Origin of the sequence: Arthrobacter sp. AL05, from assembly GCF_029960715.1 — a bacterium.
GTDB lineage: Bacteria > Actinomycetota > Actinomycetes > Actinomycetales > Micrococcaceae > Arthrobacter.
This window is the reverse complement of sequence record NZ_JASBRC010000005.1, coordinates 24,848-50,175: the sequence shown is the minus strand read 5'-3', so window position 1 is coordinate 50,175 and position 25,328 is coordinate 24,848. Positions and strand designations below refer to the sequence as shown.

At 66.4% G+C, this 25,328-nt stretch carries 26 protein-coding genes, 6 tRNA genes and 1 riboswitch; of the genes, 17 read left to right on the top strand and 15 right to left on the bottom strand.

Features of this window, described 5'->3' with window-relative positions; all coding sequences use genetic code 11:
* Positions 1–56: 56 nt before the first annotated feature.
* From QK287_RS08445 to QK287_RS08430, 4 genes are all read right to left on the bottom strand, one after another.
* Entirely contained in the window at positions 57–830 is a 774-nt protein-coding gene (locus QK287_RS08445) for an SDR family oxidoreductase (protein WP_282359831.1), read from the bottom strand.
* On the bottom strand, positions 827–2,224 hold the full coding sequence (locus tag QK287_RS08440; protein WP_226773544.1) for a DUF6421 family protein: 1,398 nt from the start codon (positions 2,222–2,224) through the stop codon (positions 827–829). Before QK287_RS08440 ends, QK287_RS08445 begins: the two co-directional genes overlap by 4 nt.
* 269 nt (positions 2,225–2,493) lie before the next feature.
* Complete coding sequence (gene msrB, locus QK287_RS08435) at positions 2,494–2,994, bottom strand: peptide-methionine (R)-S-oxide reductase MsrB (RefSeq protein WP_226773545.1); 501 nt, start codon at positions 2,992–2,994, stop codon at positions 2,494–2,496.
* Positions 2,995–3,008: 14 nt separating this feature from the next.
* Positions 3,009–3,497, bottom strand: coding sequence for a hypothetical protein (locus tag QK287_RS08430; RefSeq protein ID WP_226773546.1), 489 nt, complete (start codon positions 3,495–3,497; stop codon positions 3,009–3,011).
* 96 nt (positions 3,498–3,593) lie between these two features.
* Here QK287_RS08430 and QK287_RS08425 point away from each other — a divergent pair, with 96 nt between their 5' ends.
* Positions 3,594–4,925, top strand: coding sequence for an alpha/beta fold hydrolase (locus QK287_RS08425; protein ID WP_226773547.1), 1,332 nt, complete (start codon positions 3,594–3,596; stop codon positions 4,923–4,925).
* 57 nt (positions 4,926–4,982) lie between these two features.
* On the opposite strand, the gene ybaK is transcribed toward QK287_RS08425, so the two are convergent.
* The 3 genes from ybaK to QK287_RS08410 all read right to left on the bottom strand — a co-directional run bounded on the left by ybaK (position 4,983) and on the right by QK287_RS08410 (position 6,949).
* Positions 4,983–5,480, bottom strand: a complete 498-nt coding sequence (gene ybaK, locus QK287_RS08420; protein ID WP_226773548.1) for a Cys-tRNA(Pro) deacylase — start codon at positions 5,478–5,480, stop codon at positions 4,983–4,985.
* Positions 5,481–5,496: 16 nt separating this feature from the next.
* Positions 5,497–5,955, bottom strand: coding sequence for a SufE family protein (locus QK287_RS08415; protein WP_226773549.1), 459 nt, complete (start codon positions 5,953–5,955; stop codon positions 5,497–5,499).
* A gap of 76 nt (positions 5,956–6,031) precedes the next feature.
* Positions 6,032–6,949: a sulfurtransferase gene (locus QK287_RS08410; RefSeq protein ID WP_226773550.1), complete on the bottom strand. Its 918-nt coding sequence runs from the start codon at positions 6,947–6,949 to the stop codon at positions 6,032–6,034.
* Between the two features lie 229 nt (positions 6,950–7,178).
* On the opposite strand from QK287_RS08410, the gene zapE reads away from it, so the two are divergent.
* Positions 7,179–8,216 (top strand): cell division protein ZapE, encoded by a 1,038-nt coding sequence (zapE, locus tag QK287_RS08405; protein ID WP_226773564.1) that lies wholly within the window; start codon positions 7,179–7,181, stop codon positions 8,214–8,216.
* A 204-nt stretch (positions 8,217–8,420) separates the two neighbouring features.
* Here the strand turns inward: zapE and QK287_RS08400 are convergent, their stop codons facing one another.
* From QK287_RS08400 to QK287_RS08375, 6 genes are all read right to left on the bottom strand, one after another.
* Positions 8,421–8,690 carry an antitoxin gene (locus QK287_RS08400; protein WP_282359829.1) on the bottom strand — a complete coding sequence of 90 codons (270 nt, stop codon included), beginning with the start codon at positions 8,688–8,690 and terminating at the stop codon, positions 8,421–8,423.
* A 312-nt stretch (positions 8,691–9,002) separates the two neighbouring features.
* Positions 9,003–9,077 (bottom strand) — tRNA-Val (locus tag QK287_RS08395).
* A gap of 38 nt (positions 9,078–9,115) precedes the next feature.
* Positions 9,116–9,188, bottom strand: a tRNA-Gly gene (locus QK287_RS08390).
* 56 nt (positions 9,189–9,244) lie between these two features.
* Positions 9,245–9,319 (bottom strand) — tRNA-Val (locus QK287_RS08385).
* 39 nt (positions 9,320–9,358) lie between these two features.
* A tRNA-Cys gene (locus tag QK287_RS08380) sits at positions 9,359–9,429 on the bottom strand.
* Between the two features lie 45 nt (positions 9,430–9,474).
* Positions 9,475–9,547: transfer RNA gene (locus QK287_RS08375), tRNA-Gly, on the bottom strand.
* Positions 9,548–9,864: 317 nt separating this feature from the next.
* On the opposite strand from QK287_RS08375, the gene QK287_RS08370 reads away from it, so the two are divergent.
* Positions 9,865–9,936, top strand: a tRNA-Val gene (locus tag QK287_RS08370).
* Between the two features lie 175 nt (positions 9,937–10,111).
* Complete coding sequence (locus QK287_RS08365; RefSeq protein ID WP_226773552.1) at positions 10,112–10,957, top strand: cytochrome; 846 nt, start codon at positions 10,112–10,114, stop codon at positions 10,955–10,957.
* Between the two features lie 587 nt (positions 10,958–11,544).
* Here the strand turns inward: QK287_RS08365 and QK287_RS08360 are convergent.
* Positions 11,545–13,302 (bottom strand): HNH endonuclease signature motif containing protein, encoded by a 1,758-nt coding sequence (locus tag QK287_RS08360; protein WP_226773553.1) that lies wholly within the window; start codon positions 13,300–13,302, stop codon positions 11,545–11,547.
* Between the two features lie 281 nt (positions 13,303–13,583).
* Between QK287_RS08360 and def the strand changes: the two genes are divergently transcribed.
* From def to hisF, 12 genes are all read left to right on the top strand, one after another.
* Positions 13,584–14,165: a peptide deformylase gene (gene def / locus QK287_RS08355; protein ID WP_226773554.1), complete on the top strand. Its 582-nt coding sequence runs from the start codon at positions 13,584–13,586 to the stop codon at positions 14,163–14,165.
* Positions 14,162–15,082 carry a methionyl-tRNA formyltransferase gene (fmt, locus tag QK287_RS08350; protein WP_226773555.1) on the top strand — a complete coding sequence of 307 codons (921 nt, stop codon included), beginning with the start codon at positions 14,162–14,164 and terminating at the stop codon, positions 15,080–15,082. The genes def and fmt overlap by 4 nt, the downstream gene beginning before the upstream one ends.
* Positions 15,079–16,704, top strand: coding sequence for a transcription antitermination factor NusB (locus QK287_RS08345; protein ID WP_226773556.1), 1,626 nt, complete (start codon positions 15,079–15,081; stop codon positions 16,702–16,704). Before fmt ends, QK287_RS08345 begins: the two co-directional genes overlap by 4 nt.
* Before the next feature lie 76 nt (positions 16,705–16,780).
* Complete coding sequence (gene rpe, locus QK287_RS08340) at positions 16,781–17,437, top strand: ribulose-phosphate 3-epimerase (protein ID WP_226773557.1); 657 nt, start codon at positions 16,781–16,783, stop codon at positions 17,435–17,437.
* 100 nt (positions 17,438–17,537) lie between these two features.
* Positions 17,538–17,688: riboswitch (FMN riboswitch) on the top strand.
* A gap of 155 nt (positions 17,689–17,843) precedes the next feature.
* The gene (gene ribD, locus QK287_RS08335; RefSeq protein ID WP_226773558.1) at positions 17,844–19,073 is read left to right on the top strand and encodes a bifunctional diaminohydroxyphosphoribosylaminopyrimidine deaminase/5-amino-6-(5-phosphoribosylamino)uracil reductase RibD; all 1,230 of its coding nucleotides are present in this window, start codon (positions 17,844–17,846) and stop codon (positions 19,071–19,073) included.
* A complete protein-coding gene (locus QK287_RS08330) occupies positions 19,073–19,729 on the top strand; it encodes a riboflavin synthase (protein ID WP_282359827.1) in 657 nt (218 codons plus the stop codon). The genes ribD and QK287_RS08330 overlap by 1 nt, the downstream gene beginning before the upstream one ends.
* Positions 19,730–19,761: 32 nt before the next feature.
* The gene (gene ribB, locus QK287_RS08325) at positions 19,762–20,451 is read left to right on the top strand and encodes a 3,4-dihydroxy-2-butanone-4-phosphate synthase (RefSeq protein WP_226773565.1); all 690 of its coding nucleotides are present in this window, start codon (positions 19,762–19,764) and stop codon (positions 20,449–20,451) included.
* A gap of 13 nt (positions 20,452–20,464) precedes the next feature.
* Positions 20,465–21,163, top strand: a complete 699-nt coding sequence (gene ribA / locus QK287_RS08320) for a GTP cyclohydrolase II (protein WP_226773560.1) — start codon at positions 20,465–20,467, stop codon at positions 21,161–21,163.
* A 79-nt stretch (positions 21,164–21,242) separates the two neighbouring features.
* Positions 21,243–21,728, top strand: coding sequence for a 6,7-dimethyl-8-ribityllumazine synthase (ribH, locus tag QK287_RS08315; RefSeq protein ID WP_226773561.1), 486 nt, complete (start codon positions 21,243–21,245; stop codon positions 21,726–21,728).
* 157 nt (positions 21,729–21,885) lie between these two features.
* Complete coding sequence (locus QK287_RS08310; RefSeq protein ID WP_024367461.1) at positions 21,886–22,149, top strand: phosphoribosyl-ATP diphosphatase; 264 nt, start codon at positions 21,886–21,888, stop codon at positions 22,147–22,149.
* A 134-nt stretch (positions 22,150–22,283) separates the two neighbouring features.
* On the top strand, positions 22,284–23,126 hold the full coding sequence (gene hisG / locus QK287_RS08305) for an ATP phosphoribosyltransferase (RefSeq protein ID WP_226773562.1): 843 nt from the start codon (positions 22,284–22,286) through the stop codon (positions 23,124–23,126).
* A gap of 43 nt (positions 23,127–23,169) precedes the next feature.
* On the top strand, positions 23,170–23,946 hold the full coding sequence (hisF, locus tag QK287_RS08300) for an imidazole glycerol phosphate synthase subunit HisF (protein ID WP_253033081.1): 777 nt from the start codon (positions 23,170–23,172) through the stop codon (positions 23,944–23,946).
* A gap of 91 nt (positions 23,947–24,037) precedes the next feature.
* On the opposite strand, the gene QK287_RS08295 is transcribed toward hisF, so the two are convergent.
* Complete coding sequence (locus tag QK287_RS08295; protein ID WP_226774130.1) at positions 24,038–24,682, bottom strand: TIGR03085 family metal-binding protein; 645 nt, start codon at positions 24,680–24,682, stop codon at positions 24,038–24,040.
* A gap of 171 nt (positions 24,683–24,853) precedes the next feature.
* On the opposite strand from QK287_RS08295, the gene hisI reads away from it, so the two are divergent.
* Complete coding sequence (gene hisI, locus QK287_RS08290; protein WP_226774832.1) at positions 24,854–25,312, top strand: phosphoribosyl-AMP cyclohydrolase; 459 nt, start codon at positions 24,854–24,856, stop codon at positions 25,310–25,312.
* Positions 25,313–25,328: the final 16 nt, after the last annotated feature.

Sequence of the window (25,328 nt, the reverse complement as noted above, 5' to 3'; positions counted from 1 at the left end):
CTCACTCTTTCAGTCTAAGGAGATCCGGGCCCCGGCACTAAGCCGCAAGGGGTCGGTCAGGGCTGCGGAACCTGCCCAAGCAGTACGCGCCGGCCGTTGAGTTCCGCCGCGGGGGAGGTGAAGAGCCCGACGGCGGCCGCAGCCAGTTCCGTCACGTCGGTGAATCCGGGGAAGGTGCGTTCCGGCGACTTCGCGCGCATGGCGGCATCCACGAGGGCTTTCACCACAAAAATCACCGCCGCGCTGTGCTGTTCAACGGGGACGGCGGCACTGCCGGGACCGGCGGCCCCCGCCTGCCCGCGGTGGAAACCGTCGGCCACGGCCAGGGTCCACGCTTCGGCTGCCGCCTTGGCAGCCACGTAACTGGCACCGCCAGCCGTCGGCCGGCCTACGGCCGTGGAGGACACCATGGCGAAGCGGCCGGCGTCGGACGCCGCAAGATCGTCATAAAACACGCGCGAGACGTTGCGCAGCGTGGTGATTGCGCCGCGTTCCAGGAAGTCCCAGTCCTCGTCGCTCTGGTCGGTGATGCCCTTGGCGCCGCGCCAGCCGCCCACCAGATGAATGACGCCGTCGACGCCCCCGCCTTTTCCGGCCAGCATCGAGTGCACGGTGGAGTGCAGCGACCGGACTGCAGCGAGGTCCGCGAGGTCGCACACCAGTGGCGTGACTGCGCTTCCGGCTTCCGCGGCGGCCGCTTCAATCCGGGCCCGGTCCGAGCCCACGGTGAAGACCGTGTGCCCGGCCCCAGTCAGCGCGCGCGCCGCGGCGATTCCGGACGGGCCGCTGCCGCCGGTGACCACCACGTTCAGGGGCCGTCCGGCGCTCATGCGGCGTTCATGGCCGTGCTGGTATTTGAGGTCTCCGAGGTGCCCGTGATGCCGGCCGTGGATTCGATGACCGGGCGCATTTTCTTCTCAAGTGCCTCGTAGAACATCGAGAGCGGGAACTCGTCGTCGAGGACCTGGTCGGTGAGTCCGCGCGGCGGGCCGGCCAGCGGCAGCGCATCCGGACCTTTGGCCCAGACGGACGAAGGGTTGGGTGTGACGGTGCCGGAAATCAGCTCGTACGCGGCCAGCCAGTGCGCCATCTTCGGCCGGTCGATGGAGCGCCAGTAGAGCTCTTCGATCCTGGCGCCGAGTTCAACCACAACGTCGGCGGCCTCGTCCCAGTCGATGCTGAGTTTACTGTCGGTCCAGTGCAGGACGCGGTGCTGGTGCATCCAGGCAAAGAGCAGCTGGCCACCCAGACCGTCGTAGTTGCGCACCCGGCTGCCGGTAATGGCGAAGCGGAAGATCCGGTCGAAGATAACGGCGTACTGGACCAGCTTGGCGTGCCGGCGGGCCTCCGGATCGGCGTCCTCGTCCTTTTCGATTTTCACGGATTCGCGGAATGCGGTCAGGTCGCAGCGCAATTCCTCGAGGGAGTACAGGAAAAACGGCATCCGCTGCTTGATCATAAAGGGGTCGAAGGGCAGGTCACCGCGCATGTGGGTGCGGTCGTGGATCAGGTCCCACATCACAAAGGTTTCCTGGGTCAGCTCCTGGTCCGTCAGCAGGGCTGCCGCGTCCTCCGGCAGCTGCAGCGAGGTGATGTCCGCGGCGGCGCTGAGCACGCGGCGGAAGCGGGCTGCTTCACGGTCGGCAAAGATGGCGCCCCAGGTGAAGGTAGGAGTCTGGCGGACCGCGACGGTTTCCGGGAACAGCACCGCGGAATTGGTGTTGTAACCGGGGGTGAAATCCAGGAAACGAATCGGCACGAAGAGCTTGTTGGAGTAGTCGCCCTCCTCCAGCCCGGCAATGAACTCGGGCCAGATGACCTCGATCAGGACGGCCTCGACCAGGCGGTTGCTGCTGCCGTTCTGCGTGTACATCGGAAAGACCACAAGGTGCTGCAGGCCGTTGACCCGGTGCTGCTGCGGCTGGAAGGCCTGCAGGGAGTCCAGGAAATCGGGCACGCCAAAGCCGCCGTCGGCCCAGCGGCCGAAGTCGGTCACAAGGAGGGTGAGGTAGTCGGCGTCGTGCGGAAAGGACGGCGCGAGAGCCGTGATGGACGACGAGATCGTCCGGACATATCCGCGGGCCGGTTCGTGGTTGGCGGTCTCCGGCACGGAGCCGTCCTGGACCTGGAGTGCCTGCAGCGCGGTGGCGGCGGCCTTGAGCTCCATCCACGCCGGGGAGTCGGCCGTGATCGGGGCAGTGGTGGTGACAGCAGTGGTAGTCATCGTCAGCTGGCGCCTTTCTGTTTGCTGGGAGCGTCGCTCGTCAGTAGCTGAAACGAGCGTAGCAAGCAAACAGAGGTACTAACACAAAACAAGCTTGAGCATAAGAAAGTCTGGGGCAAACCGCCCGCAGGACCCCGGCCAGCTCCAGCGGCCGCGGGGCTTCCCGGAGATTCGGGCGGGGCGAACCGGCGAGCACTGCAGAGGACCCCCGGCGGCGCCGCTGCTGCGGTGCCGCCGGGGGTCCTGGTCGCAGCCGTACCCGGTGCGGACTACTGCCCGGCGTCGCCGGCCGAAACCAGCTTCAGGGAAACGGAGTTGATGCAGAAGCGCTGGTCGGTCGGGGTTCCGTACCCCTCGCCCTCAAACACGTGCCCCAGGTGCGAATCGCAGTGGGCGCAGCGGACTTCCACACGCTCCATGCCCTGGGTGCGGTCATGGATATACCGGACGGTGCCGTCCGCCAGCGGGGCCCAGAAGGAGGGCCAGCCGCAGTGCGAATCGAACTTCTCCTTGCTGGTGAAGAGCTCCGTGCCGCAGGCGCGGCACTGGTAAACGCCAGCGGTGTGGGAGTCCCAGTACTCGCCGGTGTACGGGCGCTCGGTCCCTGCCTGGCGGAGCACGCGGTACTCCTCCGGACTCAGTTCCTGGCGCCACTGCTCGTCGGATTTTTCCACCGTCGGGCTGGCGTTGCCGGCATCGGATCCGCCCGCGCTTTCGGCGGCGGGATCCTTGACGGGCGTGACTTTTGGCCTGTTTGTAAAGATGCTCATAGCCTCAGTAACGCTCAGGAGTCCCCGATAAATCCCGATCCGGCATAAAGATGCAGGACCGGAAGACCCAGCTTGTCCTGGGCTTTGGTGGCCCAGTCCGTGTGGAAGGTGTCTGCCACGGCATGCGGACGGGTGATGACAACTGCCTGCCCGGCGCCGAGTTCCTTGACCCGGGCGACCATTCCGTCGACGGCTTTGCCCTCAACGATTTCGCCGGTCACGCCGCTGCCGAGTCCTGCCAGCGCTGCGAGCGAGGCGGCCAGGGTTTCCGCGGCTTCGGCGCGTTCCCCCGCAGGGTCGGAGTGTGCCGTCAGTTCACGGAAGGCCTTGGAAATTTCCAGCAAGGAGAGATTCTCCAGGAAATCCACCAGCAGGTGCCGCTCCGTGCTGGCCGGAACCAGGACCACCAGCGGGGTATCACCTCCGGCGAGCAGTGTTTCAATGTTGACGCGGTCGTCCGCGCCGAGGGGCTCTTCTGTCAAAATGACGATTGGATCACTCATGCCCCCAGCCTAGTCGCGCACCGGTACGCCCGCACGGTTTGCGGCCAGATGTCCCCGGATGCCGTGCCGGGCGCGGACTTCGGTAAGAATGGTGCCATGGCTTCTTCCCTCCGCCTCCTGCCGGATCCGCACCGGATCCCCGCCGCCCGCGGCCGGGCCACCCGCTCCGCTGCTGCCACCGCAACCGACGCTTCGGCCCAGGGCATTGCTAAATGGGCCCTCGGCGGCATCATTGGCGGCAGTGCAGCGGCCGGGCTGCTGGCTGCCGGATCCTCCGCACTCGCCCTGTATTTCGCCCGCCGCGTGATCACCCCCGCCAAGGTCAAGGACGAGGACCAGGAAATTCTCGCCGTCATCCGGGCCGGACACGGGTTGCAGGTGATCCTCGCCGCGACGCCCGAGTCCACGGTCGAGGGCGTCTATGGATTGTTCTTCGACGGCGGACGCGGACACGCCCGGATCGGCCGGATCGTGTCCTATTCGCCGGCAGAGCGCACCGTGCAGCGGGAAGTCGAGGCTGTCTACAGCGGCGACCTCAGCACGGCCCGCCGCGGCTACTGGAGCGGAGCCGCGTTCCCGGATCCCGCCAGCATCGGCCTGCCCCCGGAAGACGTGGACATCGACGTCGACGGCGGAACAGCGCCGGCCTGGCTGGTCCGGGGCCCGCACGAGTCCGGGATCTGGGCGATCATGGTCCATGGCCGGGGGGCGAGCCGGCAGGAATGCCTCCGGGCCGTCCCGACTGCCCGGGAACTGGGCCTGACCAGCTTGCTGATTTCCTACCGCAATGACGGGCTGGCGCCTTCGGCGAACGACGGACGATACGGTCTGGGCTCCACCGAGTGGCGCGACGTTGAGGCCGCCATCGGCTTTGCCCTCAGCCACGGCGCCCGTGAAGTGGTGCTCTTTGGCTGGTCCATGGGCGGGGCCATCTGCCTCCAGACCGCCGATTTGTCCCGCTACCACCCCCTGATCCGCGCGATGGTGCTCGATGCCCCGGTCATTAACTGGGTGAATGTGTTGGCGCACCATGCAGAACTCAACAGGATTCCCTCTGCGGTCGGCCGCTACGGGCAGCTTATGATGAGCCACAAGCTGGGCCGGCGGCTGACCGGCCTCGCCGCCCCGGTGGACCTGAAGGCGATGGACTGGGTATCCCGTGCGGTGGAACTGCGGACGCCGACGCTGATCATCCACAGCGTCGACGACGAATACGTCCCCTACGGCCCGTCCGCGGCCCTGGCGGAGAAGAACCCGGAGATGGTTACCTTCGAGACCTTCGACCGCGCCCGCCACACCAAGGAGTGGAATGTGGATCCGGAGCGCTGGGAGCGGCTGGTCACGGCTTGGCTGGGGCAGCAGATTGCGCCCCGCCCTAACCCTGGCCAGCCGAATCCGGAGCCGGAGCCCCGCCGGGTTGACAGTTGACGGCAATGTTTGCCGACAACATTGCTCTTTTCTGCACCCCCGGCGTGCGGAAGCCGGCTAGTTCCTGCCGGTGCCGATCCGGGCCGTGCGGGCGCCGGTAAGCCGGATCAATTCGGCCGGGCTTAGCTCAAGGTCCAGGCCGCGCCGACCGCCGGAGACAAATATCGTTTCCAGGGCCAGTGCGCTGGCGTCGACCACGGTGGGGGAGGGCTGCCGTTGTCCCAGCGGCGAGATGCCGCCCAAAACGTAGCCGGTGCGGCGTTCGGCCGCCGCGGGGTCCGCCATCGCCGCCTTCTTGCCGCCGAGGGCGGCCGCCATCGCCTTGAGGTCCAGGTTGCCGCTCACCGGCACAACACCGACGGCTAGCCGGCCGTCGACGTCGACCATCAGGGTTTTGAACACGCGTGCGGGATCGACGCCGAGTACCTCCGCGGCTTCCAGCCCGTAGCTGGCGGCGGCCGGGTCATGGCTGTAGGGGTGGACGAGGAAAGGAACCCCGGCAGCCGTTAGCGCGGCGGTCGCCGGGGTTCCCTGTGAAGCTTGCTTGCGTGCCATACGATCCGTGCGTCGGTCAGGGCTGCTGCGGAAGGGCAGCAACTTTGCGTTTGATCCGGCCCAGCATAGCGGTCATCCCGCGCATCCGAAGCGGCGTGATGGCGCGGGTGAGGCCCAGCAGTTCGGGCATGTCGTCCGGGACTGCCAGGATCTCGGCCGGGCTCAGGCCGTCAAGACCCGCATGCAGGACACTCGCAAAGCCGCGGGTGGTTGGGGCTTCGGGGGGAGCCTTGAAAAAGAGTTGTACGCGTTCTGCCGCGCCGCCGTCGGACTGCTCCGTTTCAATGGTCAGATACAGCGGCGACTGGCATTCCACCACCTGCTCCATCAGCTCCGGGTGGTCCTTGAGCCGGTCCGGAAGTTCCGGAAGTTCGCGGGAGAACTCGAGGAGCAGCTGGAGCCGGTCGGGTTCCGTGACGGCCTGGAAGTCGTCAACGATTTCGGCCAGTGCGGTGGGGAGGGCAGGAGTATTCATCTCGTCCAGCTTACGTCTTCCAGCTTCCGCACGCTCGGCGCCCGCATTCCGCCCGGAGCCCGGAGCAGCCTGCGGGCTACCCGGCAGCCGGCGCGCTGCCGCGTTCAGCGCCCTTGACGATCGGGGCGCGGACCGCGTTGCCCCATTCGGTCCAGGAGCCGTCGTAGTTGCGCACTGACTCAAAGCCCAGCAGGTACTTGAGTGCAAACCACGTGTGGCTGGAACGCTCGCCGATGCGGCAGTACGCCACAACATCGTCTCCCGCCTTCAGCCCGGCCTCGCCAAGGTACAACGACTCAAGTTCGGCGCGGGTCCGGTAGGTGCCGTCCTCGGCGGCTGCCCGGGCCCAGGGAATGGACGCCGCAGTGGGGATGTGTCCGCCACGCAGGGCGCCTTCCTCGGGGTAGGCGGGCATATGCGTGCGCTGGCCGGTGTACTCCTCGGTGGAGCGGACGTCGATCAGGGGCTTGCCGAAGTGTGCCATGACGTCTTCCTTGAAGGCACGGATCGGAGCGTCGTTCCGCTCGACGACGGGGTACTCGCCCGGGGCGACGGCAGGCTTGTCCGTGGTGAGGTGCCGACCTTCGGCGACCCATTTGTCCCGGCCTCCGTCGAGCAGCCGGACGTCCTTGTGGCCAAAGAGCTCGAAGACCCAGAGGGCGTAGGCGGCCCACCAGTTTGATTTGTCGCCGTAGATGACAACTGTGCTGTCGCGGGAGATTCCCTTCGCCGCCGCGAGGGCAGCAAACGCCGCGCCGTCGACGTAGTCGCGGGTAACCTCGTCGTTCAAGTCCGTGTGCCAGTCGATTTTCACGGCTCCCGAAATGTGGCCGACCTCGTAGAGCAGGACGTCCTCGTCGGATTCCACCACCACCAGCCGGCCGTCGTTGAGGTCGCCGGATTCGATCGCGGCGGCCAGCCATTCGGTGGACACTAGGCGCTCGGGGTGGGCGTAGCCGGCGAACTTCTCATTCTGCTCAACGGGGTAGGGCATTTGGTGGCCTTTCACTGAAACGGTCAGGAGGCCGGGCCGTTGCAGGATCGAGCACGGCGCCGGGCCTTCTCCAACACTAACCACGGCCCGCCGGGATTTCCTCCCCTGGTTCACGGACGGAAATATGGCCTTCGTCACGCGCCGTCCGGCTACACTCCTCGGGCCGACAGTCGGCGCGCGCTTTGCCGGTATTCTTTTTGGGGACAAGAGACCAGCAGAACGGACCACCTTGGTACAGATCGAACAGCTCACCGCCCGCACCCCGGCCGTTTCAGTGGACGAACTCCTTAACGGGTTTTATCCGTCGCCGCGCTTTGGTGAGGTGTCGTTTTCCAGCTACCGGCCGGACCCGGCCCAACCCAGCCAAAGTGCCGCCGTCGGCGCGCTGGAAGCTTTTGCGGCCAACGTGGGGTCGCGCGATGGGGAGGGCCTCTTCAAACGATTCTTCGGCAAAAAGGACATCTCCCGGGCGGGGATCTACCTCGACGGCGGCTTCGGCGTCGGCAAGACCCACCTGCTCGCCTCGCTGTGGCACGCCGCCCCGGGGCCCAAGGCGTTTGGCACCTTTGTGGAATACACAAACCTGGTCGGGGCGCTTTCCTTCCGCAAAACCGTGGAGGCGCTGAGCCACTACAAGCTGGTCTGCATCGATGAATTTGAGCTCGATGATCCGGGCGACACCGTGCTGATGTCCCGGCTGATGCGCGAACTGGCCGACGCCGGGGTCAAGCTCGCGGCCACCTCAAACACCCTGCCCGGTTCACTCGGCGACGGCCGGTTTGCCGCCGTCGATTTCGCCCGGGAAATCCAGGTCCTGGCGGACCAGTTCGACGTGGTCCGGATTGATGGTGAGGACTTCCGCCACCGAGGTCTGCCCGCCGCGCCGCAGCCGCTGCCCAACGAACAGCTGACGCACCGCATGCAGGCGGAGTTCCATGGAAAGACAGTGGCGCGCGATGAGTTCAGCACCCTGATCGACCATCTGGCCGGTGTCCACCCGAGCCGTTACCGTCAATTGCTCGACGGGATCGAAGGCGTGGTCTGGAAAAACGTCCACACCATCACCGAGCAGGCAGTGGCGCTGCGGTTCGTGGTACTCGCGGACCGGCTCTACGACAAAGACGTGCCCATCCTTGCCAGCGGTGTGCCGTTCGACCAGCTTTTCACCGAAGAAATGATGACCGGCGGGTATACAAAGAAGTACTTCCGGGCCGTCTCACGCCTTACCGCACTGGCCAGGGAAGGCCAGAACCGCGAGCCCTCGTAGCGAATCCTGCTCCGCAGCTGCGGCGAGTCATTCGCTGGCGTGCCGTAGGGGGCTCGCCTTGGCCAGTGGTTGGTCCGTGTAGTCGAGGCGCCGTTAAACGCCGGAGCCGTTAAACGCCGGAGCCGTTAAACGCCGGAGCCGTTAAACGCCGGAGGTGCCGGCACCGCCTCTCGGCGGGACCGGCACCTCGCTGACGTATCTGGGTCAGAGGCCTGGCCGGCGGTCTTCGCCGGCGGCGGGCGGCTCATCGGCCACGGGAGTTCGATCGGCGACAGGAGCCGTATTGGGCTTCTCGTTCGCCTTGTCCACGAAGCCGGAAGCGCCGCGCTGCATGGCATCGATCTTGTCGGCGTGCTTTCCGCCGGTCTTAGAGTCGACGAAGTCGCCGGCCTTTTCGATGCCGTCCTTGATGGCTCGTTCGTTGCCACCAATAACTTGCTGAGCCTTGCCCTTTAGATCGTCAAGTAATCCCACGGGCACCTCCCTTCGGTCGTGGAGCCAGATCGCTCCTGCATTTTCTACCCTAACCGGAGCTGGCGGGGGTGCCAAGGGTGTCCGCTCACAGGGTAAGAGGCGATTCCTCCCAGCGTTCAGGCCAGCAGACCGGAGGGGCCGGACTCAGAGCTGACGAAGGGCTGTGGGCCAGAAGAGGATGGGCAGGACGCACCTGACGCGCCCGGCATTGACACACATTTTGTCCTATAACCCGCATTTTGGCCGCTAACCCTATAACCCTGGACAAGGGGCCGGGCACAAAAAAGAGCAGCTCCGGGGGAGCTGCTCTTGTGGTGGGCGATACTGGGATCGAACCAGTGACCTCTTCCGTGTCAGGGAAGCGCGCTACCGCTGCGCCAATCGCCCGCAACCGGAAGTATCCGGAGTGGAATTGCAATGAAGAGAGCGGACGACGAGATTCGAACTCGCGACATCCACCTTGGCAAGGTGGTGCTCTACCAGCTGAGCTACGTCCGCATTTTAGTCCATGCCGGCTTGGCCGGTGGTACTGCATCAAGCAAGTTGCCTTGCTCTGGTGGGCGATACTGGGATCGAACCAGTGACCTCTTCCGTGTCAGGGAAGCGCGCTACCGCTGCGCCAATCGCCCCTTGCATCCGATCTGCACCGGAAACCAGGGTTTTCACCGAGGTGGGTACGGGATTCGAACCCGTGTATACGGCTTTGCAGGCCGCTGCCTCGCCTCTCGGCCAACCCACCGTGTAGATACGATTCCAAAGAACCTTACCGTGACAGTGTCCTGCGAGCGGACGACGAGATTCGAACTCGCGACATCCACCTTGGCAAGGTGGTGCTCTACCAGCTGAGCTACGTCCGCATTATTGTCAGCAAATCCCCGCCGCAATCGGCAATTCCTCGCGTTCCAACGAGTAAGAACTCTATAGGAGGTTCAGGGAACTTACAAATCGAGCCGACGATGACTGACTTCAAGACCGCTGTATCCCTGAATTCTAGGGTTTTTTTCGAATTACAGCCATGTAATTAGGGAAGGCTTTTCCGGTCGCAGCCCGGTGGCCCTCCCAGCGGGCCGCAGTTCAGCAGGGCAGTGTTGAAGGACGCATACGGCGCCATCACGGTAGCGTGCCGCCCCGATTTCTAAATTTGCTCAGGGTGGGCTAGCATTCAATGGCATTGGGGCGATTGGCGCAGTGGTAGCGCGCTTCGTTCACACCGAAGAGGTCACTGGTTCGAACCCAGTATCGCCCACGCACTAAATGGTCCGCCCCGCTCAGTGAGCGGGGCGGACCATTCAGTTAAATGCTGCGGGCTTCGTCCTGAGTTCCTGCCACCGGCGATCGTTCTGGTGAGCCGCATGGTGTGAGCCTCGGTTGAGCGGATCGCGGTGTTCTGCACTGTCTTACCCCCGTGAAAGAGTCTTGTTATGACCGCCCCACTTCTTGCCCACGCCACGGATCACGGCCGGATGTATGCCCGGTCCACGTCGGAGCAGTTTTCCGTGCCCTCGATTACCACAGTGATCGGCCAGCAGCCCCATGGCCTGGACGGCTGGTTTGGCTACATGGGCGCCAACAGCCTCGCCCAGGACCCCGGGTTGCCCGGTATTCTCGGCAGTCCGGCCAAGCTTCGCCAGGCGGTGAGCCGTGCCGCCAAAGCGGCCGGAACCTACCGCGACGATGCCGCGAAACGCGGAGACCGGGTGCACAACTATTGTGAGCAAGTGGCTTTGCGTGCCTTGGGCCGGCCGCACCAGATGAAGGAAACCCGCGAGGCCCTCTCCGAGAACGGTGAGGAAGCTTTCGCGGCCAGGTTCGACGAGTGGTGGGAACTCTTCCAAGTGGAACCCGTTGCCCCGGAAATCACGGTCTGGAACAAGACCGTAGGCTATGCCGGGACCTTGGACCTTGTCGCCAGGATTAACGGCCGCACCTGCCTCATCGACTACAAAACCAAGGGCACCAGCCGAGATGGCACAGTCAAACCACTCGATGACAAAGTGGTGATGCAGCTCGTGGCCGGCATGAAGGCCGAGGAAAGCCTGGTGGATCCCGTGGCAGGGGAGTGGGAAGCCTGGCAGCACGGTGAATCCCCGATCCTGTTAGCGGTGGCGATTGGGCAGACTGAAGTCCGTCCGCTGCGCGCCAACCCTGACGTCCTCAAGCACCATTGGTGGAAGTTCTGCGCCCTGCGGCGCGTCTGGGAAATGTCCGCCGACACCACAGCGGCCGGAACTGCCCTCCTGCCGATCGCGCCGCCGGTAGCCCGCTGAGGTGGCTCCGGGCGCCGTCACGTCAGCGTCATCGTTTCCAGGCGTCGCTGCGGAACTCCGCCACCTGGATGTCAGCAGAAACAGCGGTTCGGACGCAGCCAAGCGTGGCATTTCGCGGCGCCGCCTCGGAATACCCTGCTCGGACTCTGGATCTAGGCCAGCCAGGGGTATCCGTACGTCACTGGGAGCGAAGACCGCTTTCTGCTCGCTTAAGTCATCAGGCGAGTAGTCAACAGGGGTCGGCGTTTCAAAAACGTTAATTCCCGGATCGGCGGAGCCGTGCAAAGGATATGCCGCGTCGTCGGCTAGGCGGTTCAGGATCTGCCAAAGAGGAACTTTAGTTGGGGGCCGAACCCAACCACCGCCAGCTGACTCGAGCCGAGCCTTGACTTCCCGGTAGTCGATGGGGTCTAGAAGGTGCGTGCCAGTGACAAACGTGGCAGCCAGTACCCCTCGATGCCAGGCATCGGCCTACCCTAAAACATTCGGTCCCCGGTGGCAGGAACGCGGGGCACCAATCCGCATGCGCCGTGCATGGGCCAGCCGACACCGTGCTTGTGGCTATGCCGTGTATCTGCCTGGCAGAGCTAACTGGCGGTGAATTCTGTGCTTGCAAGGTGGAAGTAGGTGTTGCGCCGGGGTTGCTGGCGTGGGTCGACGTGCGGTGGCGGGATGAACCAGGGAACCCCGGTGCGGACCTGGATGGTCCATTGCTCCTTGTGGATTACATGGTGATGGTGCGAACACAGCAGGGTTCCGTTGTCAGTTCCGGTAGTGCCGCCGCGTGACCAGTAGTCGACATGGTGGGCCTCGCACCAGGACGCCGGGATTGTGCAGCCGGGGAACGCGCAGCCCTGGTCGCGGGCGATGAGGGCTTTGCGGATGTGCGGCGGGAATACCCGTGTGGCCCTGCCGATGTCGAGGACCCTGCCTTCGCTGCCGAGCAGCACCGGGATGATGTCCGCGTCGCAGGCGATCTTCCGTGCCGTGGCGGCGTTGACAGGCCCGGAGAAGAGCAGGGACCCGGTATGGGCCATCGTCCGGCCGGCGGAATCACTGGTGCCGGCCTGCCGGTTTGCACGGCTGGTCTGGTTTGAACGGCTGTCCTGGCTGGTTCGGAGCAGGGCCAGTAGCCCGCGGTAATCGATGGTGACCATAACCTGCGGCCTGAGTCCACCCGCGGCCGGCAGGGATCCCGTGGCGAGGGCGACCTTGCAGGCTCCGACCAGGCCGTCCAGCAGCCTCTGTGGGCGCGAACGAAGGTCCAACTGTGCTGCCGCGGCCCCTCCGAGACCCGGATCACCCGACGTTCCTGACGCACCCGACGATCCTGACGCATCCGATGCACCTGACGCTTCGGCGTACACTGCAGCGCTGGTCCGCGGGTTGGTGGCAGTGTTCATGACGGTGAGGAGGTGCTCGAACTGTTCGGTGGTCGCGAAGATTTCCAGGTGCGCGAGGCCTTGGCGGGGTTTGCGGATGAAGGCGCCCTGGAGTTGGCGGAGCAGTTCTTCGGAGGGTTCGGCGCCGTCCTGATCAATCGCATCGGTCCAGCTTCGGGCCACGCGGGCGAGGAAGTCCGGGTCGTTGTCCGCGGCGGTGCGGGTCAGCGCGTGCTCCATCCGGGCGGCGGTTGCCTCGTCGCAGACGTGCCGCACCCGGTCCAGGGCCAGGGTGATGATGGTCGCGGACCGGGACGGGACCTCTCCGGCTGCCACCGTGGCACCAAGCTCGGCGCGCAGCGCAGGCAGGTCCTGCCCGGTGAATCCCTGCCGGGGCAACAGGGTTCCGGCGAGGCAGAGCCGGCGCCGGGCCTCCGCGGAGCTGATCCGCAACCGCGCCCTTAGGAACTCCGTGACGTTCCGGTACCCGTCGTCCACCGCAACAGCCGGGGCCGGCGCAGCGTCCAAGGATCGCCGTGCCGGTTCGCCCCAAGCCGCGCGCTCCAACCCGGCCGCGACCTCCCGGCCGGCAGCACGAACCTCGGGTTCTGCACCCGCACCCGCACCCGTGCCGCAGCCGGCCCCGGTGCCGGGGTCCTCCCGCCAGCCCGTGGTCCACGAGTTGCCAGCGACAATGCCTGCTGTTGTGGCCGCCGCCTGCTTCCGGGTCCGTTCCACCGCGCCGGTTGCCACAACCTGCAAATACTCCACGACCCGCGAGAGCTCCTCTACGGTGCCGGCGAAATCCGACGCTGACGCGAACCCGAGCCCCGCAGCAGCTTCGACTGCCGTCGAGCCCACTGCGCGGAGTGTGGCAAGGGCATCATCCACTCCGGACTGCCCGGCCGGAGTTACGCGCCGGTCCGTGTCCCGGACGGTGATGAAATCCCTGCTGGCTTCCATATAAACATTCTGCTCGGGGGGTCTGACATTTTGCGCGACACAGCCTTGGCGACTCCGTGCGGACCGCAGATCCCCGCCCTAATCCCGGCCCGCTTCCCTGCCCTCAGAACGGACCAGCCCCGGCATCCGGAAGCCACAGCCAGTCAAACCGGACACCTACACCGCGCGAGCAGACCATCGATCCACCCGGACGGATTTGCTGGCCGCGTCCGGGTCAAGGGCTGATGTGCAACTAAACTGGACTGGATCCCATCGCCGCCCACTGTAAGGACAGACTGCACATGGCCATTTTGAATATCCGCATCATCGGGGATCCTGTGCTGCGCACAGTTGCCGATCCCGTGACGGAGTTCGGGCCTGAGCTGGCGAAGCTTGTTGCCGACATGACCGAAACCATGGAAGACGTCGAAGGTGCGGGCCTGGCCGCACCCCAGGTCGGCGTCAGCCAGCGGGTCTTCACCTACCGGATCGGCGGCGTCGAGGGACACATCATCAACCCTGTGCTGGAGAACAGTGCAGACTTCCAACCCGACGAAGTTGAGGGGTGCCTCTCCATCCCGGGTCTTGGTTTTCCGGTCCGCCGCCGGCGCCACACCCGTGTCACCGGCGTGGACCTGCACGGAAACCCGGTCACGGTGGAGGGCGAAGGAATGCTGGCGCGGGCCTTCCAGCACGAAACGGACCACCTGGACGGAATCCTCTTCACCGACCGGCTGGAGGGCGAAGACCGCAAGAGCGCACTGCGCGCGATCCGGAACGCCAACTACGACTCCATTACGGAGCAGACCATGGCGAAACGGGCCAGGACAGTCGGCACCAGCTTCGGTTCCAGCAGTTTCGGCGCTTTCGGCAACTCCCAGTGAGGGTCCTTTTCGCCGGAACACCGGCCGTGGCTGTGCCCTCCCTGGATGCGCTGGTGGCGGCGGGTTTTGACGTTGTCGCCGTCCTGACCCGGCCGGACGCGCCGCTCGGGCGCAAACGCGTGCTGACGCCGTCGCCAGTGGCTGCCCGCGCCGCGGAACTGGGCATCAAGATCATCCATGCCTCGAAAGTCGACGACGCCGTGACCGCAGAAATAGCGGCTGCCGCCCCGGACGTCGCAGCAATTGTGGCCTACGGCGGGCTCATCCCGCGGGTGGCCTTGGACATTCCCCGCCATGGCTGGATCAACCTGCATTTCTCTCTGCTGCCGGCCTGGCGCGGCGCGGCTCCCGTGCAGCGGTCCCTGATCGCCGGCGACGACGTCACCGGCGCGGTCACCTTCCTGCTGGAGGAAGGCCTGGACACCGGCCCGGTGTTCGGTACCCTGACCGAAGCAGTCCTGCCGGAGGACACCGCCGGTGCCCTCCTCGAGCGGCTGTCCCACAGCGGCGCCGTGCTGCTGACCCAGACCCTGTCCGCGGTGGACGCAGGCCAAGCCGCCGCGGTGCCGCAGCAGGGCGACATCAGCGCAGCCCCCAAACTGACCCTCGACGACGGCCGGCTCGATTGGCAGCAACCGGCCCTGGCCATCGGACGACGGGCGCGCGGGGTCACCCCTGAACCCGGTGCGTGGACTACCCTCGGCGGCCAGCGGATCAAGCTGGAACCGGTATTGCTGCGGCCAGCGGGCCGCGACCTGGAACCGGGTCAGCTGGCACTGGCGGGTCAAGGAGTGCTGGTGGGCACCGGTTCGCACCCGGTGGAACTCACCCGGATCCAGCCGTCAGGCAAAAAAATGATGACCGCCGCTGATTGGGCGCGCGGACAGGCAACACTGGAAAGCGTGGTATTCGAATGAGTGAGTCCGGGACGAGCGGCCGGGGCAACGGCCCCCAGCGCGGCGGTTCAGGCGGCCAGCGCGGCGCCGGACAAAGCGGTGGCCAGGGCGGCCGCGGCCGCGACGGCAGCCATCGGAATGCTCAGGGCCGGGAACGGAACCGTGGTCCGCAGCGCGGTTTCACCGAGAACGCGCCGTCCCAGCGAACCCGCCGGGCGGACCCGGCCCGGCTTGTGGCCTTCGAAGTGCTGCGCGCGGTCGCAGCCGAGGACGCCTACGCGAACCTCGTCCTCCCCGCCCGGATCCGGCACCACGGCCTGGACAAGCGCGACGCCGGGTTTGCCACGGAACTGAGCTACGGGGCCCTGCGTGGCCAGGGAACCTATGACGCCATCCTGGCCCGCTGCGTGGACCGGCCCCTGGACCAGCTGGACCCGGCGATCCTTGATGCGCTGCGGATCGGGGCACACCAGTTGCTGGCCATGCGGGTCCCCGCCCACGCGGCGCTGGACCAGACAGTGGGCCTGGCCCGCGCGGTGATCGGCGCCGGGCCATCGACCCTGATTAACGCCGTGTTGCGCAAGGTGTCAGCCCGAAACTTTGAGGAGTGGCTGGAATTGCTGCTCAGCGATGAGACGGATGAGACCAAAAAGGCAGCCATCCGCTACGCACACCCCGAATGGATTGTCCGGGCGCTCCGGCAGTCCCTGGTGGCCCACGGGCGTCCCGTCAGCGAAATCGGTGACCTGCTTGAAGCGGACAATGCCGCTCCCGTGGTCAACCTTGTGGCGCTGCCCGGGCTCGGCAGCCTGGACGAGGCGCTCGAAGGCGGCGCCACACCCGGGGAACTCGTCGAAGGCTCGGCGCTCTCCAGCGGCGGAGACCTCGGCCGGCTCGCGTCCGTGCGGGAAGGCACCACCCGTGTTCAGGACGTTGGCTCCCAGCTCGTGGCCCGGGCCCTGGCCGCCGTCGACCTTGGCGGCAGCACAACGAGGACCGGCGAGGGAGGAACCGGCGACAGCACCGCCGGGTCGGAAAGTCCGGCTGAACGATGGCTGGACATGTGCGCCGGACCCGGAGGCAAGGCAGCCCTGCTCGGCGCACTGGCCCGCGAACACGGGGCCACCCTGCTGGCCAACGAGCCCGCCGCGCACCGCGCGAAGCTCGTCCGGCAGGCCCTCGCCGCGGTCCCGCACGAAGTCTGGCATGTGCGCACCGGGGACGGCCGCGAGGTGGGCACCGAGATGCCGGAAAGCTTCGACCGTGTCCTGGTTGATGCGCCCTGCACCGGCCTGGGCGCCCTGCGCCGCCGGCCGGAATCACGCTGGCGCCGGACCCCCAAGGACCTGACGGACCTCGGCCCGCTGCAACGGGAACTGCTCAAGTCCGCAGTGGACGCCGTGAAGCCCGGCGGCGTGGTGGCCTACGTGACGTGTTCGCCGCACCCGGCGGAAACGACCGCAGTTGTGAGCGATGTGCTGCGCAAACGCGACGACCTTGAACTGCTCGACGCCGGTGCGGTGCTGGACAGCGTCAGCCTCACCGGCCACCTCGACGCCGGACACGAGCTCACTGCCCAGCTGTGGCCCCACGTGCACCGGACCGACGCCATGTTCCTGGCGCTAATCCACAAATTAGCCTGAGCAACACGAAATACTGAAGCACTAAAGAGCAGCGACCCGCACCGGGACATCCGAGCAGAATGACAAGGAATTCCACATGGCCACGTGCTGTATCAACCCGAGCATTCTTTCCGCCGACTTCGCGAACCTCGAAGGAGAACTGCGCCGGATCGGCAACGCGGATGCGGTCCATGTCGATGTGATGGACAACCACTTTGTGCCCAACCTCACGCTGGGCTTACCTGTCGTTGCACGGCTGCAGGAGGTCAGCCCGGTGCCGTTGGATGCCCACCTGATGATTAACGATGCGGACCGCTGGGCTCCGGCGTACGCGGAGGCCGGGGTCGCGTCGGTGACTTTCCACGCCGAAGCCTCCATCGCGCCGATCAAGCTCGCGCGTGAGCTCCGGGCCCGCGGCGCGAAGGCCGGGATGGCCCTTCGGCCGGGCAGCGCCGTCGAACCATACCTTGACATGCTCGGGGAACTGGACATGCTGCTGATCATGACTGTGGAGCCGGGCTTCGGTGGCCAGGCCTTCCTGGACCTCACGCTCCCCAAGATCCGCCGGGCCCGCGCGGCGATCGACGCGTCCGGCCTCCAGGTGGCGTTGCAGGTCGACGGCGGAATCACCGAGGACACCATCCGCCGCGCCGCGGACGCCGGTGCCAACGTGTTCGTCGCCGGCTCCGCCGTCTACGGTGCCGAGGATCCGGGAGAGGCCATCGAACGGCTTCGGGCCGCCGGGCAACGCTAACGCTGAGGCCGGCAACGCGGGCGCCAAGGACCAACGCCGTAACATCCGGTCGGGGGAATACCCGCGGCTGCCCGGCGGTTGTGCCAGAATAGCTACACACATACGTGCTCCGGGGTCGGTGTAAGTCCGAACCGGCGGTTATAGTCCGCGACCCGCGCGCCGGCGCCTCCCTCGGGAAGATAGCCGGCAAACGGTTGAACCGGTGGAACTCCGGTACCGACAGTTAAAGTCTGGATGAGAGAAGCACGTACAGCTGTTACTGCGGAGCCCTGCCGGCGCCGCGGAATGTTGCTGTCGTATGCCCCCGGAGCCATCGCGCTTTTGAGGGAAGGAACGGCAACCAGATGTACTCTCTGCGATGGCTCTTGACCACCACCACGGTTTGCGAAAGCCCGGTGAGGTGTTGATGAGCGTCCTGAATACCACGCCCGATACGACGGTCGAGGCGCTGGCCGCTGCAGGCTTCAGTACCGCCGAGCTTGCCGCCATGGACGCCGCCCTGGCTGCGGCGCTGCAGGGGCCGCGCGGCGCGAACCCGCTGGTTGGCGCGGTCGTGATTTCCGCCGCGGGAACCCCCATCGTCACCGGCTACCACCGCGGGGCGGGCACCGCGCACGCCGAAGCGGACGCCATTGACCAAGCCAAAGCCGCCGGCATCGACCTCAGTGGCACCACGATGGTGGTCACACTGGAACCGTGTGACCACCGCGGGCGCACCGGGCCGTGCACCCAGGCGATCATTGAAGCCGGTATTACCGACGTCGTCTACGCGGTAGATGACCCACACGACCCGGCGGCCGGTGGTGCGGCCACGCTACGCGGAGCGGACGTCCGCGTCCGCTCCGGGCTCTGCGCCGAGGCCTCGCTGGACATGAACCGGCGCTGGTTCGACGCCGTTGCTGCCGCCCGGCCCTTTGTCACCCTGCACATCGCCCAGACCCTCGACAGCCGGATCGCCGCCAGCGACGGCACCAGCCAATGGATTTCGAGCCCCGAATCGCTGGCGGACAACCATGCCCTCCGTGGCCGGATCGACGCAATCCTGGTCGGCACACAAACGGTCCTGGTCGACAACCCACGGCTCACTGCCCGGGGACCGGACGGGAAACCCGCCGGCCGGCAACCGTTGCGCGCTGTGATGGGTTTGCGGGGGATCCCCGAAGACGCCGCCGTTCACGGCTCCGACGGCAAGGTGCTGCACTTGCCCACCCGTGAGCCGTTGGAGGCCCTGGAGTCGTTGTTTTCCACCGGTGTCCGCCACCTTATGGTCGAAGGCGGCTCCCGGATCCTGAGTGCTTTCCTGGCCGCCGGGCTCGTGGATGAACTGATCGTCTACCTGGCCCCAACCCTGCTCGGTTCCGGAACTCCGGCCCTGGACGACCTGGGCATCTCCACTTTGGCGAACGCCCAGAGGTGGGACTGGGATCCGGCGTCCGGCGGCGCGGTTCAGCTGCTTGGCAGAGACCTGCGGCTGCACTTGAGCCCCACGCCAACCGGCCCCACGCCAACCGGCCCCACGCCAACCACCCCGGCGGGGACCGGCAACGCGCCGGCTGCAGTGCCGGCCGCCCACAACTCTTCAGCCGATTCAACCCCGTCCCGCGCAGGCGCGGACACCGCCGCAGGAGGCAACTGATGTTCACCGGAATTATTGCCGAGCAGGGGAAGGTGTTGTCCGTTGAACGCAATGGTGACATCAGCGCCACCGTCCGGCTGCACGCTCCCGCCAGCACCGAGGGGCTGGCCCTAGGCGGATCCATCGCCGTCAACGGCGTCTGCCTCACGGCCACGGCGATCGACGGCCGGGACTTCAGCGTAGACGTGATGGGCGAGACGCTCACCCGCAGCACAGTAGGCGAGCTTGCCCCCGGGGACCCCGTTAATCTCGAGCGCTGCGTGCCGGCCGGCGGCCGGCTCGACGGGCATGTTGTCCAGGGCCACGTCGACGGCGTCGGGCAACTGCTCGAACGCGAGTCGCTGGGCAATTGGGACCGGCTGCGCTTCGGTGTTCCGGTGGGGTTGGCCCGCTATATCGCGGAGAAGGGCTCGATTGCCGTCGACGGCGTGTCGCTAACCGTGACGGCGGTGAGCCCGGCCGCCGAACCGGCCCCGTGGTTCGAAGTGGGGCTGATCCCCACCACACTCTCCGACACCGGACTGGGCGCCAAAGCACTTGGCGGGCGCGTGAACCTCGAAGTTGACGTGCTGGCGAAGTACACTGAGCGCCTGCTCGCCTTTTCCGGCGCTGCAGCCGGGGGAGCAGCAGTACGCGCGGAGGGGGCAACAGCGTGAACACCGTCAAGGACATTCCTGCCCGTCAAGGCATCCTTAGCCAAGCCGGCGACGCGGCCGGGCCCGCACCCGTTACCGCGCCGGCCGGGCTCGACCTGATTGAAGACGCCGTCCGCGCAATTGCCGCCGGCCGTCCCGTCCTGGTGGTGGACAACGAGGACCGCGAAAACGAAGGCGACATCATCTTCGCCGCGCAGCATGCCACGCCGTCGCTGATGGGGTGGACCATCAGGTACAGCTCCGGTGTGATCTGCGTGCCGCTCGAGGGCGGCCGGGCCGAGGCCCTCGCGCTGCCTCCGATGGTTGACATCAACGAGGATGCCAAGGGCACCGCCTACACAGTGTCCTGCGACGCCGCGCTGGGCGTGAGCACCGGGATCTCCGCCACGGACCGCGCCCTGACAGCCCGGATCCTTGCCGATCCCGGGAGCCAGCCGGCGGCTCTGACCCGCCCCGGGCATGTTTTTCCGCTCCGGGCCGTTAACGGGGGAGTGCGGGAACGCGCCGGGCACACCGAAGCGGCTGTAGAACTGTGCAAGCTGGCCGGACTCGAGCCCGTGGGTGTGATTGCAGAAGTGGTGTATGACAACGGAGAGATGATGCGGCTGGACGGACTTCGCGGCTTCGCCCTTGAGCACGGCTGCCCGCTGATCTCGATTGCGGATCTGGTGGCCTACCTCGAGGCGGCGCAGCCCGCCAGTCATCCAACGGACCCCGTTTAATGGAGGAGAAACGATGACGACGTCTGAAGCACAAGAACAGCTGGCGGCCGAACACCTGCCGCATCCGGTCAGCGCAGGCCCGATCGTCCAGCTGCCCACGGCCTTCGGCAACTTTGTGGCGCAAGCCTGGACCGATCAGGCCACCGGCGCCGAGCACCTGGCCGTCAGCTCCCCGCTGCCACCGGTCGACGGGCAGGCTCCGCTGGTCCGCTTGCACTCTGAGTGCCTCACCGGAGATGTCTTCGGCTCGTACCGCTGCGACTGCGGCGAGCAACTCGCGTATGCCCTCGAGATGATCAACGAGTTCGGCGGAACCCTGCTGTACCTTCGCGGCCAGGAGGGCCGGGGAATCGGCTTGGCGAACAAAATGAAGGCCTACGCCCTGCAGGAGGCAGGCTTCGACACGGTCGAGGCCAACGAACAGCTCGGACTGCCCGTGGATGCCCGCAGCTACCAGGCCGCGGCACAGATCCTCGCGGACATGGGCCTCCACGAGGTCCGCCTGCTGAGCAACAACCCGGACAAACAGGACCGGCTGGCGCAGGCCGGGGTCCGTGTTGTGGAGATGGTGCCCACCGAAGTTCCATCCCGCGAGCAGAACATCCGGTACCTGCAGACGAAAAAGGACCGGATGGACCACCGGCTGGTCCTGGACGTGCAGCCGGTGGCGCCGGCATCGGGTCCGGGCGGCTTCGAGAACAGCCACGACTGACTAACCGGCAGCAGCCCGCCACGGGCCGCTCCCACGTTTTGACACGCACACCACAACTGAGCAGAACAAGGATTCCCAGATGAGCGGACACGGCGCACCACAGATTGACCTCAGCACCTTTCAGCCGGAGGAGACCTCCCGGCTGAAACTGGCCATTGTGGCAGCGAGCTGGCACACCCGGATCATGGACGGGCTTCTGGAGGGCGCCCTGCGCGCAGCGAAAGACGCCGGCATCGACGAGCCGACAGTGCTTCGGGTCCCCGGCACCTTCGAACTCCCCGTCGCCGCCGCCCGGCTGGCACCGCACTTCGACGCGGTGGCCGCGCTCGGCGTCGTAATCCGCGGCGGCACCCCGCACTTCGAGTACGTCTGCGAAGCAGCCACGCTCGGACTGACGGAAGTCTCCGTGCGCACCGGCGTTCCGGTCGGCTTCGGTGTGCTGACCTGTGACACGGAACAGCAGGGTATTGACCGGGCGGGGCTGCCCGGCTCAACCGAGGACAAGGGCCACGAGGCCGTCACCGCCGCACTGGCGACAGCGGTGACGCTCAAACAATTCAGCTAAGCCGCGGCGGTTGGGGTCCGGCCGTACCCCGGGCAGCGCCGGCCGTACCCCGGGCAGCGCCGGCCGGACCTTGCGGACTGTGTCATCGCCCACATCCCGCCCGTCACGGAACGGCCCGGCAGGCACCCTCCCCCCTCGAGGAAGTAGGCTTGCGGGTGTGAAGAATTTCGAATCGCTGTTCGCAGAACTGAGTGAAAAGGCAGCCGTCCGTCCGGAGGGTTCCCGCACCGTCGCCGAACTGGATTCCGGAGTCCACGGCATTGGAAAAAAGGTCGTGGAGGAAGCAGCCGAGGTCTGGATGGCTGCCGAGTACGAATCCGATGAAGCCGCCGCTGAAGAAATCTCCCAGCTGCTCTATCACCTGCAGGTTCTGATGCTGGCCAAGGGACTCAGCCTGGAAGACGTCTACAAGCATCTCTAGCCACGTCCGCTCCGGGAACCGGCAGGCCGTGCCTGCGAACCCGGTGTACTGCGTGGCCCGCTGTGCCTGAACCGACAATTCCCGGACGGACTGTTTCTGAACGGACTTCGTCCCAACCAAGAGAGACCTTCCCCATGCTCAGAGTTGCCGTCCCGAACAAGGGATCCCTGTCCGAAGCTGCCTCCGCCATGCTCGCCGAGGCCGGCTACCGCCAGCGCCGCGACACCCGCGAACTGGTCATGGTTGACCCGGACAACGACATTGAATTCTTCTTCCTCCGTCCGCGTGACATTGCCGTCTACGTCGGCCAGGGAACGCTCGACGTCGGCATCACCGGCCGCGACCTGCTCCTGGACGCCGAAGTTGAAGCCGCGGAACTGCTTCCGCTCGGCTTCGCCGCCTCCACCTTCCGCTTCGCCGGCCCGGTCGGCGACTTCACCGCCGTCGAAGAGCTTGAAGGCAAACGCCTCGCCACCAGCTACGACGGACTGCTCCGCGGCTACCTTGCCGAGCGCGGCATCAACGCCCGGGTGGTCCGCCTTGACGGCGCCGTTGAGTCCTCCGTCCGGCTCGGCGTCGCGGACGCGATCGCCGACGTCGTTGAAACCGGCAACACCCTCAAAGCAGCAGGCATGGAGATTTTCGGCCAGCCGATCCTGCGCTCCGAAGCCGTGCTGATCGGCCGCGCCGGCGAGCGGAACGCCGCCGCCGAGGTACTGATCCGGCGCCTGCAGGGTGTTCTCGTGGCGCGGCAGTACGTTTTGATGGACTACGACATCCGCAAGGAGCTGGTGGAAGCAGCAGCAGCCCTGACCCCTGGCCTGGAATCGCCCACAGTGTCGCCGCTGCGCGATTCGGACTGGGTTGCCGTCCGCTCGATGGTGCCGAAGAAACAGACAAACGCGATCATGGACGAACTATACGACCTGGGTGCCCGCGCCATTCTGGTGAGCACCATCCACGCCTGCCGCATCTGAGCGGCGTCGGAAATTTTTTCGTGAGCCAATACCAGGAGAAGTCATGGCTGTAGCTGTCCGCGTTATCCCGTGCCTGGACGTCGATGCCGGCCGCGTCGTCAAGGGCATCAACTTTGAAGGGCTTCGCGACGCCGGCGACCCTGTCGAACTCGCGCACCGGTATGACAACGGCAGCGCGGACGAGCTGACCTTCCTGGACGTCACGGCCTCATCGGGTAACCGGGAGACCACGTTCGACGTCGTCAGGCGGACCGCGGAGGAAGTCTTTATTCCACTGACCGTCGGCGGCGGCGTCCGTGGTGTTGCAGAAGTGGACAGGCTCCTGCGCTGCGGCGCGGACAAGGCCGCCATAAACACCGCTGCCGTCGCGCGTCCCGGGGTGATCGATGAGATTACCCGGCACTTCGGCTCCCAGGTCCTCGTCCTGTCCCTCGACGCCCGGCGCACCCGCCCCGGCTCGCAGCCCACCCCCTCCGGCTTCGAGGTGACCACACACGGCGGCCGGCAAGGCACCGGGATCGACGCAATCGCATGGGCCCGTGAAGCTGCCGACCGCGGGGTCGGCGAAATCCTGCTGAACTCGATCGACGCCGACGGCACCAAGGACGGCTTCGACCTGGAGCTCATCCGCTTGGCGCGGGCAGCAGTCAAGGTTCCGCTCATTGCCTCCGGCGGAGCCGGGAAACCTGAGCACTTCCCGCCGGCGGTGGCGGCCGGCGCGGACGCTGTCCTCGCCGCGTCGGTCTTCCACTTCGGACCGCTGGACATGATCGCCCAGGTCAAGGCAGCCATCCGGGCAGCAGGGTTCGACGTCCGCTAAGCGCAATTACGCAAAAAGAAGGTTGGTCGCGCCTGGGCCACGCCCGCAGGGTCCGCTGGCCGAGCTTGCGGGGTGAGGGCGTTTGCGCGGCCTAGAGCCCGACTTCGGCTGACTGCAGGAGCGCGACGGCGTCCGGCTGGCCTTCGAAGGTTACGAGCGAATGTCGGGTCCGGCCGTGGGCGTGCATCAGGAGCTCGCCCGGCTCGCCAACGATCGCCACGGATACCGGTGCGCGCTTGGCGACGTGCCGGGGGCCAGAAGGGCGCACCAGCACAATGCCCAGGTCCACGCCGCGGTACAAGATGGCGGCGCGCTTGATCAGATCGTCCCAGAGGGCGTCGGAGTAGTCCTCGTCCAGGGCACGGGGCGCCCAGCGGTCGACGGCACGGCGGACGTCTTCCGTGTGGACGAAGTATTCGATCAGGTTGGCGCTTTCGTCCAGGGCCTTGATCTTCATTGGCGAGAACGCGGAGGGACCGGCACGGAATAACCTCACCAGCTTGGTGTACTCCTCCGGCGCCGTGAGCTTCGCTGCCAGTGCGGCCGTGGCCTGGTCCGATGCCTTGGCCAGCCGCTTCACCAGCAGCCCCAGACCAACGGCGGCCTTCCGCTCGCGCAGGTACAAGTGCGCGGCAAGGTCCCGGGTTTGCCACCCGGCACAGAGCGTGGGGGAGTCAGGGCCGGCCGCGAGCAGGGTTTCGGCCAAGAATTCTCGGGAGGGATCGACGAAATGCATCACTTGTGAAACTAGCACGAGACAGCGGCTCGTGTGCACTTGAATTGCCGTAGTTTTGGCATTAGCGGCCCCGATCTTATCGCGGTGGCGCCGATCCTCGGCGGACCGCGCTGCAAGCGGACCGCGGGCCAACTGGGCGCCGGCCCGAGTGAAGGCACTAGACTTGAGCTGATGTCTGAGCAGCCCGCCCCCGCCCTTGGTAGTGCCCACCCGCTTGATGGATCTCCGGATAACGGGGACGCCGTCGCCGCGACCGTTCCTGCCGCGCCTGCGGGCCCGCTCCCCGCAGGGCTCGCCGAAGCGTTAAAACGCGACAGCGCCGGGCTGGTCGCAGCGATTGTGCAGCAGTTTGACACCCATGAAGTGCTGATGCTGGGCTGGATGGACGACGAGGCACTTAGCCGCACCATGACCAGCGGGCGGGTGACGTTCTTCTCCCGCTCCCGCCAGGAGTATTGGCGCAAGGGCGACACTTCCGGTCACGTGCAGTGGGTCAAGTCGCTCGCCATGGATTGCGACGGCGATGCGCTGCTGGTCCGGGTGGACCAGGTCGGTGCCGCCTGCCACACCGGGACCCGGACCTGTTTTGCGGGCCGCGATCTCGACGCTGTCACCGGCCCCGCCGACTGACCCGGCAGTTGACCGC

Bases quoted from the DNA above. Each gene is read 5' to 3' on its own strand.
- QK287_RS08430 (WP_226773546.1), bottom strand. From the start codon at position 3,497: ATGAGTGATCCAATCGTCATTTTGACAGAAGAGCCCCTCGGCGCGGAC.
- hisG (WP_226773562.1), top strand. From the start codon at position 22,284: ATGCTCAGAGTTGCCGTCCCGAACAAGGGATCCCTGTCCGAAGCTGCC.
- ribH (WP_226773561.1), top strand. From the start codon at position 21,243: ATGAGCGGACACGGCGCACCACAGATTGACCTCAGCACCTTTCAGCCG.
- QK287_RS08440 (WP_226773544.1), bottom strand. From the start codon at position 2,224: ATGACTACCACTGCTGTCACCACCACTGCCCCGATCACGGCCGACTCC.
- rpe (WP_226773557.1), top strand. From the start codon at position 16,781: ATGGCCACGTGCTGTATCAACCCGAGCATTCTTTCCGCCGACTTCGCG.
- def (WP_226773554.1), top strand. From the start codon at position 13,584: ATGGCCATTTTGAATATCCGCATCATCGGGGATCCTGTGCTGCGCACA.
- QK287_RS08295 (WP_226774130.1), bottom strand. From the start codon at position 24,682: ATGCATTTCGTCGATCCCTCCCGAGAATTCTTGGCCGAAACCCTGCTC.
- QK287_RS08360 (WP_226773553.1), bottom strand. From the start codon at position 13,302: ATGGAAGCCAGCAGGGATTTCATCACCGTCCGGGACACGGACCGGCGC.
- msrB (WP_226773545.1), bottom strand. From the start codon at position 2,994: ATGAGCATCTTTACAAACAGGCCAAAAGTCACGCCCGTCAAGGATCCC.
- QK287_RS08410 (WP_226773550.1), bottom strand. From the start codon at position 6,949: ATGCCCTACCCCGTTGAGCAGAATGAGAAGTTCGCCGGCTACGCCCAC.
- ribA (WP_226773560.1), top strand. From the start codon at position 20,465: ATGACGACGTCTGAAGCACAAGAACAGCTGGCGGCCGAACACCTGCCG.
- QK287_RS08445 (WP_282359831.1), bottom strand. From the start codon at position 830: ATGAGCGCCGGACGGCCCCTGAACGTGGTGGTCACCGGCGGCAGCGGC.
- ybaK (WP_226773548.1), bottom strand. From the start codon at position 5,480: ATGGCACGCAAGCAAGCTTCACAGGGAACCCCGGCGACCGCCGCGCTA.
- QK287_RS08425 (WP_226773547.1), top strand. From the start codon at position 3,594: ATGGCTTCTTCCCTCCGCCTCCTGCCGGATCCGCACCGGATCCCCGCC.
- hisI (WP_226774832.1), top strand. From the start codon at position 24,854: ATGTCTGAGCAGCCCGCCCCCGCCCTTGGTAGTGCCCACCCGCTTGAT.
- QK287_RS08330 (WP_282359827.1), top strand. From the start codon at position 19,073: ATGTTCACCGGAATTATTGCCGAGCAGGGGAAGGTGTTGTCCGTTGAA.
- QK287_RS08415 (WP_226773549.1), bottom strand. From the start codon at position 5,955: ATGAATACTCCTGCCCTCCCCACCGCACTGGCCGAAATCGTTGACGAC.
- QK287_RS08345 (WP_226773556.1), top strand. From the start codon at position 15,079: ATGAGTGAGTCCGGGACGAGCGGCCGGGGCAACGGCCCCCAGCGCGGC.
- QK287_RS08365 (WP_226773552.1), top strand. From the start codon at position 10,112: ATGACCGCCCCACTTCTTGCCCACGCCACGGATCACGGCCGGATGTAT.
- ribD (WP_226773558.1), top strand. From the start codon at position 17,844: ATGAGCGTCCTGAATACCACGCCCGATACGACGGTCGAGGCGCTGGCC.
- hisF (WP_253033081.1), top strand. From the start codon at position 23,170: ATGGCTGTAGCTGTCCGCGTTATCCCGTGCCTGGACGTCGATGCCGGC.